Raw genomic sequence first — 13948 nt, forward strand, 5'->3', positions numbered from 1 at the left:
CAAGGAGTTAAGATGAGAAACCTGGATCAACTGGATTTGGATATCCTGGCCCATCTGTTTCGGGATGCGGGCATGACCAACAAGGATCTGGCCGCGCTGGTGGGCGTTGCCCCCTCCACCTGTCTGGAGCGGGTGCGTAAGTTGCAGCAGGATGGCGTGCTCAAGGGAGCGCACTGTGAAGTGGATTATCAGGCCCTCGGGGGTCACATTCAGGCAATGGTCTCCCTGCAGCTGGCCCGCCACAGCCGCCAGATCATCGATGCTTTCCGCGATGCCATTCTGGCGCTGCCCGAAGTGATCAGCCTGTTCCACATGGGGGGCAAGGATGATTTTCTGGTGCACCTCTGTGTCTCCGATACCGAGCACCTGCGCAACTTCGTCTTCGATCACTTCACCTCCCGCGAAGAGGTGGTGCACCTCGAAACCTCGCTGGTATTCGAGCACAAGTTCAGCCGCTCCCTGCCCTGCTTTCCCCAGCCATAACGGCCTGTGGGCCGACGGTATGGATAGATGGAAAAAACCGCCAGCTGGCGGTTTTTTCTATTCTGCTATGGGTTGAAGCAGCACGAGCGGCTCAATTGGCGGCGGTGCGTTCATCCTTGGCCGTCTGATAGAGGCTCTTCTGATAGGCCATGCTGCCCCACAGGGCAAGACCGAGAGCATCCTCCTTCAAGGCGTCCGGCTGCGCCGCCAGAGTCAGCTTCTCGCTGGCATTGTCGTAGACATAGCCCTCTGCTGCCCGTTCCGGTTGCAGGATCACCACATCCTTGCCGCGCATCAGGGCGAAGTTCTTGTCGTACTGCATGATGGCGCGCCCCGGCCAGTCGGCGGGCATGCGCGTCAGATCCTTGCCGAGCATGGGGTAGTCGGCACTGATCCCCATCAGGGAGAGCAGGGTCGGCGCCATGTCGATCTGGCTGACGATTCGCGGATCCTTCCTCGGTGCAATGCCGTCACCCACAATGACGCCGGGGATATGGAAGCGGGGAATGGGCACCAGACTGGCGCCACCGACCCGGCTGTCGTGATCGGCGATGACCAGGAACAGGGTGTCCTTCCAGTATTCGGACTGTTTCGCCCTCTTGAAGAACTCGCCGATGGCGTAATCCGCATACTTGGCCGCGTTGTTGCGGGTCTGCTTGGGCTGCTCGAAGAGTTCGATGCGGTTGTCTGGGAATTCAAACGGATCGTGATTGCTGGAGCTGAACACCAGACTGAAGAAGGGTTTGCCCTCCTTGTGCAGCGCCTTGAAGGTCTCGTCGGCCTTGGCCATCAGATCCTCGTCGGAGGCGCCCCAGGAGCCCTTGAACACCGGATTGTCGAAATCCTTCTGTTCGACGATGGTGGTGAAGCCGTTGCCGAGGAAGAAACTGCGCATGTTGTCGAAGTGGCTCTCGCCGCCATAAATAAAGCTGGTGTCGTAACCCCGCTGCTTAAGCAGATCCGCGATGGTGAAGAAGTTGGTCTGGCTCTTGCCGAGTTTGACCACCGACTGTGCCGGGGTTGGCGTGAAGCCGGTCAGTACCGCCTCGATACCGCGCACCGAGCGGGTGCCAGTGGCGTAGAGCTGCTCGAAGGCCCAACCCTGCTGCGACAGGGCGTCGATGTTGGGGGTAAGCGGCAGGCCGCCGAGGGAGCCGACAAACTGGGCGCCCAGACTCTCCTGCAGCAGGATCACCAGATTCTTCGGTTTACCCTGGAAACTCGCCTCATTGAAGGTCTGGCTGGGCAGCAGCTCGGAGTTGAAATCACTGGCCGGACGGCCACTCTCCTTGCGCATGACCTCGAGCACCTTCTGCTCCGTCATCTCGCCGTAAAACTGGCCAGCATCCTCCTCGGCGCCCATCTGCTTGATGGCAAAGAAGAGGGAGTAGGCGGAGTTGACGGTGAGCGAGTTGACCAGCGGATCTTCGGCAAAGGCGACCATGGCCGGGTTCAGGGCGCGGTGGCCGAGACTGGAGCGGGCACCGAGAAAACCTATGGTCAGAATGAGCAGGGCGAAGGCCGGACGCAGATACCAGCGGGGGAAGCCGATGCCACGCACCAGACGGCCGCTCAACCACCAACCGCCGGTCAGCACGGCGCCACTGAAGAGTACAGCCAGCAGCAGTTCGGCTTTGCGGCCGCCCACAGCATAGCGAACACCTCTTTTGGATAGATGAGGTACTCCACATAGAGACGATTGGGGCGTAATCCGTACTCATTGATAAAGGAGGGGGTGGAGATTTCGAGAAACAGCATCAGCCAGAGTCCGACGGTCAGCCACACTCGCATCAGTTGCAGCCAGCCCCGGCCGATGGCATGTCGGCCTGCCAGCAGCAGAGTGAGCATGGCGGGGACACCCCAGACCCAGCAGAGGGTCGCAAAGTCGACCCGGATCCCTTGCAGCAGCATCTCCTGCCAACCGGCCACGGCATCCACCCGTTCCAGTTGCCAGAGACCGAGGGCGATTCGGCTGAAAGAGAGAGAGAAAAGCGCGAGCGCGCAGAAGACGGCGAAGGGCCAGAACGGGCCGAGTCGCTGTTTTAGATTTGTCATGTTTGTTCCTGAATGAGACTGTAAGCGCCTGTCCACAGACGTTTTTTACTTGTTGTGAGGTTATGACAGATCGAACTGGTTAAGGTTGCATTCAATTTTGTTAAAAGCAGGAATTAACACATTTATCATCTAAAAATGTGATGTCGCGCGCTTAATGAGCACAGCATAACCTGCTGGATAAAATGTGAGCCACAGCGCGTATGGATGGGGGATGGGTGTTTATAATTGCCGCGAATTATCTCAATCGGAGCCGAAGGGATGCCGGTCTTTATCGATGTCGAGTATGTGCGGGGATGGCGCCTGTTTCTGGTGTTATCGGATGGCACCACGGGGGTGCTGGATCTGACCCCCTGGCGAACCCAGCCGCTATTTGCAAAGCTGGAGAGCGAGCGTCATTGCGCCCGGGTCTTCATCAACCGTCACCACCAGCTGGAGTGGCCCGTCGGATGTACCTTGTCAGCCCATGAGGTCTATCACCTCATCTCTCCCATCGATGAGCGGGAAGCCTTTAGCTAATCCCCATTTTTTGTGAGCCAACGCCAGATTCCTGTTGCTGTAATGTTTGTCCGTTTGCCTTTCTGAGCCAACTTGGGTAAAACCTGCGCAACATTTTGCCAACTTGCCTTCGCTTCACCTGACAGAGGCTTGCCGCTTTCGCGCCGCAGGCCTTTTTTGCGGCCTGATGGCAAACCTTTCCCTTGCTGAAAGGTTTGGTTGGTTGAATGAAAATAACAAAATAAACAAATACATAAGGAAAATGTATGGCTTGTCATATGCGCACACCCCTTGCCCTGCTGGTGGGCGGGCTCGCCTGTCACGGCGCTGCCGGTCAGGAATCGGTGCAACAGCTGGATCCCATGGTGGTGGTGGCAACCCGCCCCGCCAGCACCCTGGAGGTGACACTGGATCCCAAGAAGCCCGGTTCCCCCATGCCCGCTGCCGACGGCGCCGGTTATCTGAAGAATGTCACCGGCATGAGCATGGTGCGCAAAGGGGGGCTCGGTGGCGACCCTGTGCTGCGGGGGATGGGGATGTCCCGCCTCAACGTGCAGATGGATGGCGGCATGCTGGCCGGTGGGTGTGGCGGCCGGATGGACCCGCCCACCGCCTATGTGTTCCCCCAATCCTTTGACCGGATCCGGGTGCTGAAGGGGCCGCAATCCCTCGAGCAGGGTGCCACCCTGGCGGGAACCGTACTGTTCGAGCGGGACAGGCCCGAGTTCACCGCACCGGGCCTCAAGGCCGATGCCTCGGCCCTCTATGGCAGCTTTGGCCGTGATGATCAGATGGTGGATATGACGGCGGGCTCGACCGACGGCTATCTGCGCGGTCAGTTCACCCACTCCGATAGCGACGATTACCGCGATGGTCACGGTAACAAGGTGCGATCTTTCTATCGCCGCGAGAACGGCACCGCCCAGCTGGGCTGGACGCCGAGGGAGCACACCTGGCTGGAACTGACCGCCGAGCGCAGCAACGCCCGCGCCGCCTATGCGGACCGCACCATGGATGGCCCCATGTTTGATCGCGAATCCTTCGGGCTGAAGCTCAAGCAGGAGCAGGTCACCACTCACTGGCAGCGCAGTGAGCTGACCCTGTGGGACAACTACATAGACCACATCATGGACAACTTCAGCCTGCGGCAAAACAGCGGCATGAAGATGCTCTCCAACCCGGATCGCCGCAATACCGGCGGGCGCTGGGCCAACGATATCGCCCTGCCTGCAGACTGGCTGCTGACCGCCGGGCTCGACAGCAACCGGGATCAGCACCGCAGTCGGAGTGGGGTCGACTATGCCACCAAGGATCGCCAGCGCACCCTGCGTTTCGAGCAGCAGGGCGGCTTCGCCGAACTGGGTCGTCAGCAGGGGGCTCACAGCTACAAGGGCGGTTACCGTCAGGATAGGGTCGAGACCACCCGCTATGGCGCCGGTGAACAGACCCTCTACAGCGATACCCTGAGTCTGAACAGCGGGTTTGGCCGCTACGAATATCAGTGGTCGCCACGCTGGTCCAGCTATCTGGCCTGGGGGCAGGCAGAGCGTGCGCCGGACTACTGGGAGCGCAGCAAGGACAGTACCCCGTTCACCCTCAACCCGGAGCGCAGTCGCCAGTGGGATGCTGGGTTGGCCCTGCGCAGTCGCGAGCTGGACCTGACCCTCTCCCTCTTTAGCGCCGATATCAAGGACTACCTGCTCTACAACAGCAAGTCGAACAAGGTGCGCAATATCGATGCCCAGACCCGGGGTGGCGAGCTGGAGGGGCGCTGGCAGTTTGCCGAGCAGTGGCGTCTCGATGGTGGTCTGGCGGTGGTCTACGGCGAAAACCAGAGCGACAACAAACCGCTGGCCCAGATGCCACCGCTCGATGGCAAACTGGCGCTGGGCTGGCAGCCGGACGAAGCGCTGAGTTTCACCCTGCTGGGCCGCGCCGTGGCGGCGCAGGATCGGGTAGACCTCTGGTCCGGTACCGTTGCAGGTCAGGATCAGGGGGAGACCCCGGGCTTCTTCACCATGAACCTGAGCGGCGCCTGGCAGTTTGCCAAGGGGTGGCAACTCTCGGCCGGGGTAGACAACCTGTTCGACACCTTCTACTACGAGCACCTCTCCAAGTCGGTGCACGCCAGTCAGGCCGGGCTTGGCTATGAGCAGAGCGGCCGCATCCCCGAGCCGGGTCGCTCGTACTGGCTCTCGGTCAACTACCGTTTTGCCTCGGCGGGAGCAATTTAAAAAATAGATTTTTACGAGTCGGCAGGAGGGATAGATCCTGCTTGCCATGCGAGAGAGGGCCCCATCGCGGGGCCCTCTCTGTCATTGTGGGCGACAAAGTCATGGCGGGGTTATGCCGCGCTCTGCCCCCGGTTTTCCAGCCGCTGGCGGAAGGCCCGGGCGAGGCGCTCGTAGAGGTCCTTTGCCTCTCTGTCCTCAATATCGCCACGTATCCAGGGATTGTCGATGATTTCCAGCAGCACGCAGTCACGCCCCTGCTGACGCAGGTCGACCCCGAACAGGCCGTTACCGAGCTGATGCACCGCACGGCGGGCGGTCTGCAGCACCCGTTCCGGCACCTCGTTGAGCGGCAGCGCCTCGATGCGGCTCATGTCGAGAGGGTGCTTGCGGCGGCGGATGCGGTTGCCGGGCTCGGGGCGGAAGCGGCGGCAGGCAAACAGCGGCGAGCCGTCGAGAAAGCCGATGCGCCAGTCGAACTCGGCGGGGATCCGGCTCTGCACCAGCAGCAGGGCGGAGCGGGCCAGCCCCTCATCCAGCAGGCGGGCCAGCTGCTGCTCGTCGCTGGCCATAGCGAGGTCGCGCCCCTGTGCCCCGTCGGGCACCTTCACCATCAGCGGCAGGCCGAGCCGCTGCACCAGTTCATCCACGTGGTGGCGGCCGCGGCGGGTCACCACCATGGTGAGCGGCATGGGCACGCCGCTGCGCACCATCAGCTCGTAGAGGTAGAGCTTGTTGCTGCAGGCGAGAATGGCGCGGGAGCTGTCGATCACCGGCATCTTGAGCTGCTCGGCGCGGCGGGCAAATTCGAAGGTGTAGTGGCCGACCGCCGTCTCGGAGCGCAGCCAGAGGGTGTCGAACTCCGGCAGCCGCTCGATGGCGGACGGCGCCAGGATCTCGGCCCGGATCCCCTGGGCGGCGGCAGCTCGGATAAAGCGTTCCAGTGCCAGCCCATCACTGCTGGCGCGGCCGTCATCGGGATCCACCAGAATGGCGAGCTGGTAGAGCGGCGCCGCTTGCTCCTCATCACCGGTGCCCACCAGCGCTTGGGCGTGGTGCAGCATCAACTCTTTCTCGCTTGGGCTCAGCTCCAGCGGCGACAGGCTCTGCTGCTGGCGCACCGACCAGCCGTGGCGGCCGCGCTTGAGGGTCAGCTCCTGCAGCGGCAACTGGCTCAGGCCATAGTAGTAGCGGGCTAGCCCCGCCAGCTCGCTCTGTTCACACTGGCCGAAGATGGCACGTACCCGGATCCGATCCTCGCTCTGCTGGGCCAGCCACCCCTGTGCCTTGCGCCACAGCTTGGCCGGTGGCTGCTGGGGTTGCAGTCGGCTGATGGCTTGCAGACCCGGCAGGCAGTGGTGGCCGCGGGCCTGGGCCAGCAGCGAGCAGTAGTAGCCTGCGCTCAGGTGCTCCAGATTGCGGCAGAGGTTGATGATGCGGGGTCGGCCGCCGGTGGTCGGCACGCCATGTTGTAGATAGGTGCGGGCGGTCAGCAGATAATCGGCATGGCAAGGCCAGTCGCCCAGCTCTTCGACGATGACATAGGTACTCATATTTTCGGCTCCACAGATCAGACTGCCTGAACAGGCAGGATCCCCAGTGGGCTTCGATGCACCGACAAGCACGACAATGGCGCGAGGGGAAACAAGAGGTTACAGTGCCTAATATGACGCCTTGGTAACTTGTGATACAAGTCGCATTTTTGGTGCTGAGGATAAATAACCGAACAAGGACTCCCCGTGTTGACCGTACGTGCGGCCCGAACCGATGATCTGGGCGCCATCGTTAATCTGGAACGCTACTGTTTTCCTCCCGAAGTCGCCTTTGGCCGCAGCCGCTGGCACTATCTGCTGGCCCACGCCAAGGGGCGCACCCTGTTGCTGCTTGATGAGAAACATCAGCTGATGGGCTATCTCTGCCTGCTGGAGCACAGAGGCTGGGATCGGCTGGTCATTCAGGCGCTGGCCATCCGCTGGACGGTGCGCCGTCTGGGCTGGGCCCGCCGTCTGCTGGAGCAGGTGATCTGCGAGGGCAAGGCCGCTGGCTGGGGGGCGATTCGCCTCGAAGTGGGGGACGCCAACGAAGAGGCGCTGGCGCTCTATCAGGGATTGGGATTTCGTCCCCAGCTGCGGCTGGCGGACTACTATGGCCGCGACCAGCACGCCCACCGGCTGGTGCTGCCGCTGGTGAGCGACGAGGAGCGTGAGCGGCGCAGAGTGGCTCGCACTCAGGCGCGCAAGCCCTCTGCGCAGGCCAACTGATCATGTTGAACGAGCAGAATCGAGGAGCAGGATGAGCTGCGACAACTGTCTTGCCACCGCCATCAGGGCCAAGCTGGGGCGCTGCCCGGTCTGTGCCATCCAGACCTTTGTCATCGGTCTGAGTGGCTGGCTGGTCTGGTGGTGGTGCGGCGCCGACACCTCGGTCAACGCCCTCACCGGCCTGCTGTTTGCGCTGGGTGGCTCGGGCTTGTTGCTGCTCCATCTGCTGGTGTTTGTCTGGCGCAAGGCGACCGGACGTGAATTGAGCGGCGAATGAATCTTAATAGATTCAAACAGATAAATAACAATATCGGTGTAGATATGGAGGTTCAGATGATTGCAATGGTAACGGGCGCCTCGTCCGGTTTTGGTGAAGCCATCAGTCGCCAGCTGGTGCAGGCGGGCTACAAGGTGATCGGCACCGGTCGCCGTGCCGAGCGGCTGGCAGCGCTGGCTGACGAGCTGGGCGAGCAGTTCCTGCCGCTGGCGTTCGACGTGCAGGACAAGGCGGCCACCCGCGCCGCCATCGCCGACCTGCCAGCCGCCTGGAGCGAGGTGGATCTGCTGGTCAACAACGCCGGTCTGGCGCTGGGGCTGGAGCCGGCCCACAAGGCGGATCTGGAAGATTGGGAGCAGATGATCGCCACCAACATCAGCGGCCTGACCCTGCTCACCCGATTGCTGCTGCCGGGCATGGTGGCGCGCAATCGCGGCCATGTCATCAACATCGGCTCCATCGCGGGTACCTACCCCTATCCGGGCGGCAACGTCTACGGCGCCACCAAGGCGTTCGTGAAGCAGTTCAGCCTCAACCTGCGCGCCGATCTGGCGGGCACCGCCATCCGCGTCACCAACGTGGAGCCGGGCCTGTGCGGCGGCACCGAGTTCTCCAACGTGCGCTTCCACGGTGACGATGCCAAGGCGGCTTCCGTCTATCAGGGGGTGGAGGCTATCCAGCCGGAAGATATCGCCAATACCGTGCTCTGGGTGAGCCAGCAACCGGCCCACGTCAACATCAACAGTATCGAGATCATGCCGGTGGCGCAGACCTTCGGCCCGCTCAATATCAGCCGTCGCTGATCGCTGGATTGGCTGAAACGAAAGAGGCTCCCTTGGGAGCCTCTTTGCGTTGGCGAGCCGGTCACAGGCTCATGATCTTCTTGAACTCCTCCGGCGAATACTTCTTCTCGCTGCGCTTGGTGAGATCCGTCATCAGCTTGTAGCGCAGCGTTTTGGCCATCTGATAGGTCTGCTCCAACTGGCCATAGGAGTAGTCGGCGGCCAGCCCGATGGCGGTAGCCTTGTCGCTGGCATAGGCCTGCTTAAGGCTCTTGTCGAGCAGCGCCACCTCCTTGTAGAGCTTGTGGCTCTCCTTGCTCCAGACGCCGCGCAGCAGCGGCAGGTATTTGTCCGGATCGGTGCTGGCCAGCGCTGTCAGGCTGCGGAACTGCCAGTAGGCGGAATCGTCGGAGTAGCTGTCGCTGCCGGTGCGATAGGGCAGGGGATAGTTTTCCAGGGTGTTGTAGAGCGGCACCATCACTGATTCGGCCAGCACGCCGTAGCTCTGCCAGATCAGTCCCTGCAGCTCTTTGGGCATCTCCTTGCGCAGCTGGATGACGTGGGATTCGAGCTGGCGATCGACGCGGATCGGCCGCTCCGCCTTGCCCGTGAGCGGCGTACCGTCATAGGTGGCGCTCAGCACCCTGGCCACGTCCGGCACGGCGATGGGGGCATCCGGCTTCATAAACAGTGGATATTGCGCCTGCCGGGTCGCCTGTTTGTGGGAGGCCGTCAGCATGTTCTGGCCGAGCCACTCCCGATCCACGTTGTAGGGGTCGGCAATCACTCCGAATGCCTTGGCGAAGTTGAAATCTTTCGGGTCGGCGTTATCCAGCAGTTTGTGCTCACGCACGAACTCCAGCAGCTTGGGCGAGTGCTGCACATCGGCGCTGTCGAGATTGACGCCGTGGATGCGCAGGCCGTTGGCCACCATGGCGTAGCTGTCGTCCGGCACCCGCACCGCGATCCAGTGGTGGCCGGAGCCAATCTCCATCAGCCAGGCCTCGCTCACATCCGCCAGATAGAGGCTGTTGCCCTCACCGGCGCCATATTGCTCCACATAGCGGCCGAGCAGCTCGACCCCCTCTTTGGCCGTCTTGGCCTGCGGCAGGATCAGGGTGGGGATGATGGCTTCAATCACTCCCTTCTCGATCAGCGGATCGGCTTTCCGGGCCTTGTCGTTGACCTCGGCACTGGTGGTGGCCGAGATGGCGACGTTGAACTCGTTGATGCCGCGCTCTTCATAATATTTGCCTGCCGGGTCGCTGGTGGTGGCATCCCAGTCGTGGATGGCGGAGTAGGCGAAAAATGCTTTGGGCATCGGCACTTCCAGCCCGTTGCCCAGTTTCCAGAGTTTGCCCTCGTTCTGCTGCGCGGGCCGGAAGGCGAGGTACTTGTTCCAGTTGTTGACGCCAAAATCCTCGTTTCTGGCGATCATCACGCTGCCATCGGCACTGGCGCCCTTGCCGACGATAAGGCCGGTACAGGCGTCGGCACTGGTGCCAAGCAGGGTGAGCAGGGTGGCAGAGAGAAGACTCAAGGTGTGTTTTTTCATAGGTGTACCCGAAGGGTTGCGGTGAGTGAGAGTCAGACGAGGGGATGAGGTGTGGGGAGGCTGCAACTCCGAACTGGCAGCGGAGTGAGCACGGCAGATTGATCTGCCTGTTATTGGTTTTTCGAACAGATCATCCATGACACGGCTGGCTGGTTGTGATGTGCGCCAAAATTGTATTCCTGAGTGGTTGTTTATTTTGTGATCGGGCTGCGGTTCCTGACTTTTCTCTGGCGTCGTGGTGCGCGGACGGCAAAATGTGCCAAAACAGTGTGAACTGGCAGCAGATGAGTCATGATTCTGACGCCAGTTTGCGTGGGGGACGTGGTGAGATCCGCCATATCTCTGGATCTCGCACTATCTGACAAGTTGGCCTGTAACTTGCTGGTTTAATTGATAATGGTGGGGCCTGACGCCCCATGTGACCGGATCAGCCTGTGCCCATTGCCGCAGATGCGCACCGAATTGGAGCCCCCATGGATATCAAACCCTACAGCCAGCAGCTTGCCCAGAGCGCATCCAACAACCGTGCCCTCGCTACCCTCAACAGTGCCAGTAGCGGCGGTCAGGGCGGTGGCTGGGAGGAGATGGTCAGCCTCTCCACCCAGCGCATGACCGGCCAGGCCCAGCAGGTGCTGACCTACGAACATCTGGCCAAGAACAACAAGTTGCCACCGGCGCTCGATATGAGCTCCGACAAGGGGGGCGTGGTGCAGCAGCTGGTGGACAAGGCGCTCGGTTTCGATCGCAAGAAGTTCAACGAGATCGAAGAGAAGCTCAAGACCATCGCCGATAACAAGAAGCTGACTCCGGAAGAGCGGGCGGAGCAGAGCAAGCCGCTCAACGAGCAGCGAGAGGCGATGCTCAAGGAGGCGATGGATCGCCTGACCGGCAAGAAGAGCTCATCCACAGATAAGGCCAAAACCGCCTGATCCCGTCACTGTTGTGTGAGATACCCGGTCGGCACCGATGGGCCAGTGTCGACCGCCGATGGGCAAGCTTCTGCCACCTCTTTTGACCTCACCTCCCCACAGGCGCACAATGTCCGCGCATTGAGCCAGTCGAGGAGTCCGCCGTGTACAACTTCCAATATGCCAATCCGACCCGTATCTGTTTCGGCGAGGGGCAGATCGCCAGCCTGCCCGAACTGATCCCGCCCGGCAGCCGGCTGCTGGTGCTCTACGGCGGCGGCAGCATCAAGCAAAACGGCGTCTATGAGCAGCTGACCCGGGCGCTGGAAGGGGTGACGTGGCAGGAGTTTTCCGGCATCGGCGCCAACCCCAGATTCGAGCTGTTGATGGAGGCGGTGGCGCAGGTTAAACGCGATCGCATCGACTTCTTGCTAGCCGTCGGAGGCGGCTCGGTAGTGGATGGCACCAAGTTTGTTGCGGCCGCCGCCTGCTACGAGGGGGATGATCCCTGGGATATCTGCGGTAAACAGGCGAGTGTGCACAAGGCGCTGCCGATGGGCTGTGTGCTGACCCTGCCAGCCACCGGCTCCGAGAGCAATCCCACCTCGGTGGTGAGCCGGGGGGATGTGAAGATCTCCTTCAGAAGCCCGCTGGTGCAGCCGCAATTTGCGGTGCTCGATCCGGCGACCACCTACAGTCTGCCGCCGCGCCAGACCGGTAACGGAGTGGTGGATGCCTTCGTCCATATTGCCGAGCAGTACCTCACCTTTCCGGTCGGCGGCGAGGTACAGGATCGGCTGGCGGAAGGTTTGCTGCAGGTGCTGGTGGAGAACGGCCCCAAGGCGCTGGCGGAGCCGACCAACTATCAGGTGCGGGCCAATCTGATGTGGGCGGCCAGTCTGGCGCTCAACGGGCTTATCGGTTGCGGAGTGCCGCAGGATTGGGCCTCTCACGCTATCGGCCATCAGCTGACGGCGCTCTACGGGCTGGATCATGGCCAGAGCTTGGCGGTGGTGCTCCCTTCGCTGCTGCGTGAGCGGGCGAGCCAGAAGCAGGACAAGCTGGCCCAGTTTGCTGAGCGGGTGTGGTATTCGACCCGCGAGGACAAGGCCCTGCGCATCGAGGAGGCGATCATCCGCACCGAGCAATTCTTCCAGAAGATGGGACTGGGGACCCGGCTTGCCGACTATGGCCTCAGCGAAAGCTGCATTCCGGCGGTCTGCTCCAACCTCAAGCGGGTGGGGCGCACCGCGCTCGGTGAGCAGCAGGATATCGACCCGGATCGGGTGGCACGCATTCTCGCCCGCGCGCTATAAGCCGGCGCCGGTTTGTGTCCCTGGCTGATTCATTTTCCCAATTAAAGAGGGCCGCTTGTTGCGGCCCTCTTGCATGAGGGTTAGCCGATCACTCGGTGCGCGCCTTCAGATAACCGGCGTAATCCGGGATCTGCACGCTGAACGCCTGCCGCATATGGGGGCTGTCCATGATGAAGTCGGCGGTCGCTTCGTTGGTGGCGACCGGGATGTTCCAGACCGCCGCAAGGCGCAGCAGCGCCTTCACGTCCGGATCGTGCGGCACCGCATTGAGGGGATCCCAGAAGAAGATCAGCACATCGATCTTCCCTTCGGCGATCAGGGCGCCGAGCTGCTGGTCGCCCCCCATGGGGCCGGAGAAGAGGCAGGTGATGGGCAGTTGCGCCTGCTTGCCGAGCATGGTGCCGGTGGTGCCGGTCGCATAGAGATGGTGGAGCTTGAGCTCCTCCTTGCGGCGCATCACCCAGTTCAGCAGAGGGGTCTTCATGTTGTCGTGAGCCACCAGAGCCACCCGCTTGTGGGGCGCCATCTCGCGTGCAATCTGTTCCATGGAAATCGTCCGTAGCATTGTTATTGGCAGAGAGTCGTATCCTAATCGAAAGCCATGACAGATGCTGTGTCGGGCGCATTAACTGTGATCCTGTCGAAAAGTTTTCGGGTCATGCAACTCAAATATGGCTGCCCAAATAAAGAGACCCGCGCTGGCGGGTCTCTTTGCTTGCTGGCCTGCTGGCTCAGGAGCCGTGGTGCAGTTGCGACTGCTGGTAGTTCTCCAGCCCGATGCGATCGATAAGATCGAGCTGGGTCTCCAGCCAGTCCACATGCTCCTCTTCATCCTCCAGGATCTCCTGGAACAGGTCGCGGCTGATGTAGTCCTGCACCGACTCGGCATAGGCGATGGCTACCTTGAGGTCGGGGATGGCATCCATCTCCAGCGAAAGGTCGCAGCGCAGCATCTCTTCGACGGTCTCGCCGATACGCAGCTTGCCCAGATCCTGCAAATTGGGCAGCCCTTCGAGAAACAGCACGCGCTTGACCAGCTCATCGGCGTGTTTCATCTCATCGATAGACTCGTGATACTCCTTGTGCCCGAGCGCCTTGAGGCCCCAGTCATCGTAGATGCGGGCGTGCAGGAAGTATTGGTTGATGGCAATCAGCTCATTGGCCAGCACCTTGTTGAGGTGGGCAATGATCTTGGGATCTCCTTTCATCGACAGTGCTCCTTGGTTCGTGCCTGAGGCTTCGATCGTTAGAGCTTAGTCCAGAAAAGTGACAACAAGGGGTTTGGCGAGCCAGCTCGCCTGAGAAAAGAGGTGACCCTGTTGGCGGGTCGCATCAGAAAAGAGGTGTCCGGATCAGGCCACTTCGTAGTAGAGCACGGGTTGATCCTGCTCCATCTTGTCGAGCTCGGCGGCGATGATCTCCATGGTCATGCGCACGCATTTTCCACATTGGGCGCCCACCTCGAGCGACTGCTTGAGCTGGCGGAATTCGCTTTTACCTGACTGCACTGCTTTGCGGATCTGGGTATCTGTGATGCCGCGGCACAAACAGACGTACATGATGGTCACCTCTTGTGGAATGAGAT

The 13948-nt window shown here is 61.3% G+C and carries 14 protein-coding genes and 1 pseudogene; 8 read left to right on the plus strand and 7 right to left on the minus strand.

From position 1 onward, the window contains the following. The first annotated feature begins 12 nt into the window (after positions 1-12). A complete protein-coding gene (locus tag ACTG19_RS15630) occupies positions 13-483 on the plus strand; it encodes an Lrp/AsnC family transcriptional regulator (protein WP_005336001.1) in 471 nt (156 codons plus the stop codon). Between the two features lie 91 nt (positions 484-574). Here ACTG19_RS15630 and ACTG19_RS15635 read toward each other — a convergent pair. After that, positions 575-2538 (minus strand): annotated as a pseudogene (locus tag ACTG19_RS15635) (LTA synthase family protein). Between the two features lie 258 nt (positions 2539-2796). Between ACTG19_RS15635 and ACTG19_RS15640 the strand changes: the two are divergent. Next, positions 2797-3054, plus strand: a complete 258-nt coding sequence (locus ACTG19_RS15640) for a DUF2442 domain-containing protein (RefSeq protein WP_005335997.1) — start codon at positions 2797-2799, stop codon at positions 3052-3054. Here ACTG19_RS15640 and ACTG19_RS15645 read toward each other — a convergent pair. Further along, the gene (locus ACTG19_RS15645; protein WP_162628415.1) at positions 3051-3311 is read right to left on the minus strand and encodes a hypothetical protein; all 261 of its coding nucleotides are present in this window, start codon (positions 3309-3311) and stop codon (positions 3051-3053) included. The genes ACTG19_RS15640 and ACTG19_RS15645 overlap by 4 nt on opposite strands. Between ACTG19_RS15645 and ACTG19_RS15650 the strand changes: the two genes are divergently transcribed. After that, a complete protein-coding gene (locus ACTG19_RS15650; RefSeq protein ID WP_113739905.1) occupies positions 3300-5267 on the plus strand; it encodes a TonB-dependent copper receptor in 1968 nt (655 codons plus the stop codon). The genes ACTG19_RS15645 and ACTG19_RS15650 overlap by 12 nt on opposite strands. A gap of 110 nt (positions 5268-5377) precedes the next feature. Here ACTG19_RS15650 and ACTG19_RS15655 read toward each other — a convergent pair whose 3' ends face one another. Next, positions 5378-6817: a RimK family protein gene (locus ACTG19_RS15655; protein ID WP_439989247.1), complete on the minus strand. Its 1440-nt coding sequence runs from the start codon at positions 6815-6817 to the stop codon at positions 5378-5380. 186 nt (positions 6818-7003) lie between these two features. Here ACTG19_RS15655 and ACTG19_RS15660 point away from each other — a divergent pair, with 186 nt between their 5' ends. From ACTG19_RS15660 to ACTG19_RS15670, 3 genes are read left to right on the plus strand one after another with little or no spacing between them, the layout of a single operon-like run. After that, positions 7004-7525, plus strand: coding sequence for an N-acetyltransferase family protein (locus tag ACTG19_RS15660; RefSeq protein ID WP_439989248.1), 522 nt, complete (start codon positions 7004-7006; stop codon positions 7523-7525). 31 nt (positions 7526-7556) lie between these two features. Next, positions 7557-7802, plus strand: coding sequence for a DUF3624 family protein (locus ACTG19_RS15665; protein ID WP_439989249.1), 246 nt, complete (start codon positions 7557-7559; stop codon positions 7800-7802). A gap of 56 nt (positions 7803-7858) precedes the next feature. Continuing rightward, entirely contained in the window at positions 7859-8605 is a 747-nt protein-coding gene (locus tag ACTG19_RS15670; protein ID WP_439989250.1) for an SDR family oxidoreductase, read from the plus strand. Between the two features lie 61 nt (positions 8606-8666). On the opposite strand, the gene ACTG19_RS15675 is transcribed toward ACTG19_RS15670, so the two are convergent. Further along, complete coding sequence (locus ACTG19_RS15675; protein WP_113739901.1) at positions 8667-10139, minus strand: C69 family dipeptidase; 1473 nt, start codon at positions 10137-10139, stop codon at positions 8667-8669. Between the two features lie 473 nt (positions 10140-10612). Here ACTG19_RS15675 and ACTG19_RS15680 point away from each other — a divergent pair, with 473 nt between their 5' ends. Both ACTG19_RS15680 and ACTG19_RS15685 read left to right on the plus strand, forming a co-directional pair. Next, a complete protein-coding gene (locus ACTG19_RS15680; protein WP_064341599.1) occupies positions 10613-11068 on the plus strand; it encodes a hypothetical protein in 456 nt (151 codons plus the stop codon). A 143-nt stretch (positions 11069-11211) separates the two neighbouring features. Continuing rightward, positions 11212-12363 carry an iron-containing alcohol dehydrogenase gene (locus tag ACTG19_RS15685; protein ID WP_162628414.1) on the plus strand — a complete coding sequence of 384 codons (1152 nt, stop codon included), beginning with the start codon at positions 11212-11214 and terminating at the stop codon, positions 12361-12363. A gap of 88 nt (positions 12364-12451) precedes the next feature. On the opposite strand, the gene ACTG19_RS15690 is transcribed toward ACTG19_RS15685, so the two are convergent. The 3 genes from ACTG19_RS15690 to ACTG19_RS15700 all read right to left on the minus strand — a co-directional run bounded on the left by ACTG19_RS15690 (position 12452) and on the right by ACTG19_RS15700 (position 13922). Then, positions 12452-12910: a methylglyoxal synthase gene (locus ACTG19_RS15690; RefSeq protein WP_005354960.1), complete on the minus strand. Its 459-nt coding sequence runs from the start codon at positions 12908-12910 to the stop codon at positions 12452-12454. Positions 12911-13094: 184 nt separating this feature from the next. Further along, positions 13095-13571 (minus strand): bacterioferritin, encoded by a 477-nt coding sequence (gene bfr / locus ACTG19_RS15695; RefSeq protein ID WP_005354959.1) that lies wholly within the window; start codon positions 13569-13571, stop codon positions 13095-13097. 144 nt (positions 13572-13715) lie between these two features. Next, a complete protein-coding gene (locus tag ACTG19_RS15700; RefSeq protein WP_047436593.1) occupies positions 13716-13922 on the minus strand; it encodes a bacterioferritin-associated ferredoxin in 207 nt (68 codons plus the stop codon). Positions 13923-13948: the final 26 nt, after the last annotated feature.

Origin of the sequence: Aeromonas sp. 3P, from assembly GCF_051919745.1 — a bacterium.
GTDB lineage: Bacteria > Pseudomonadota > Gammaproteobacteria > Enterobacterales > Aeromonadaceae > Aeromonas > Aeromonas veronii.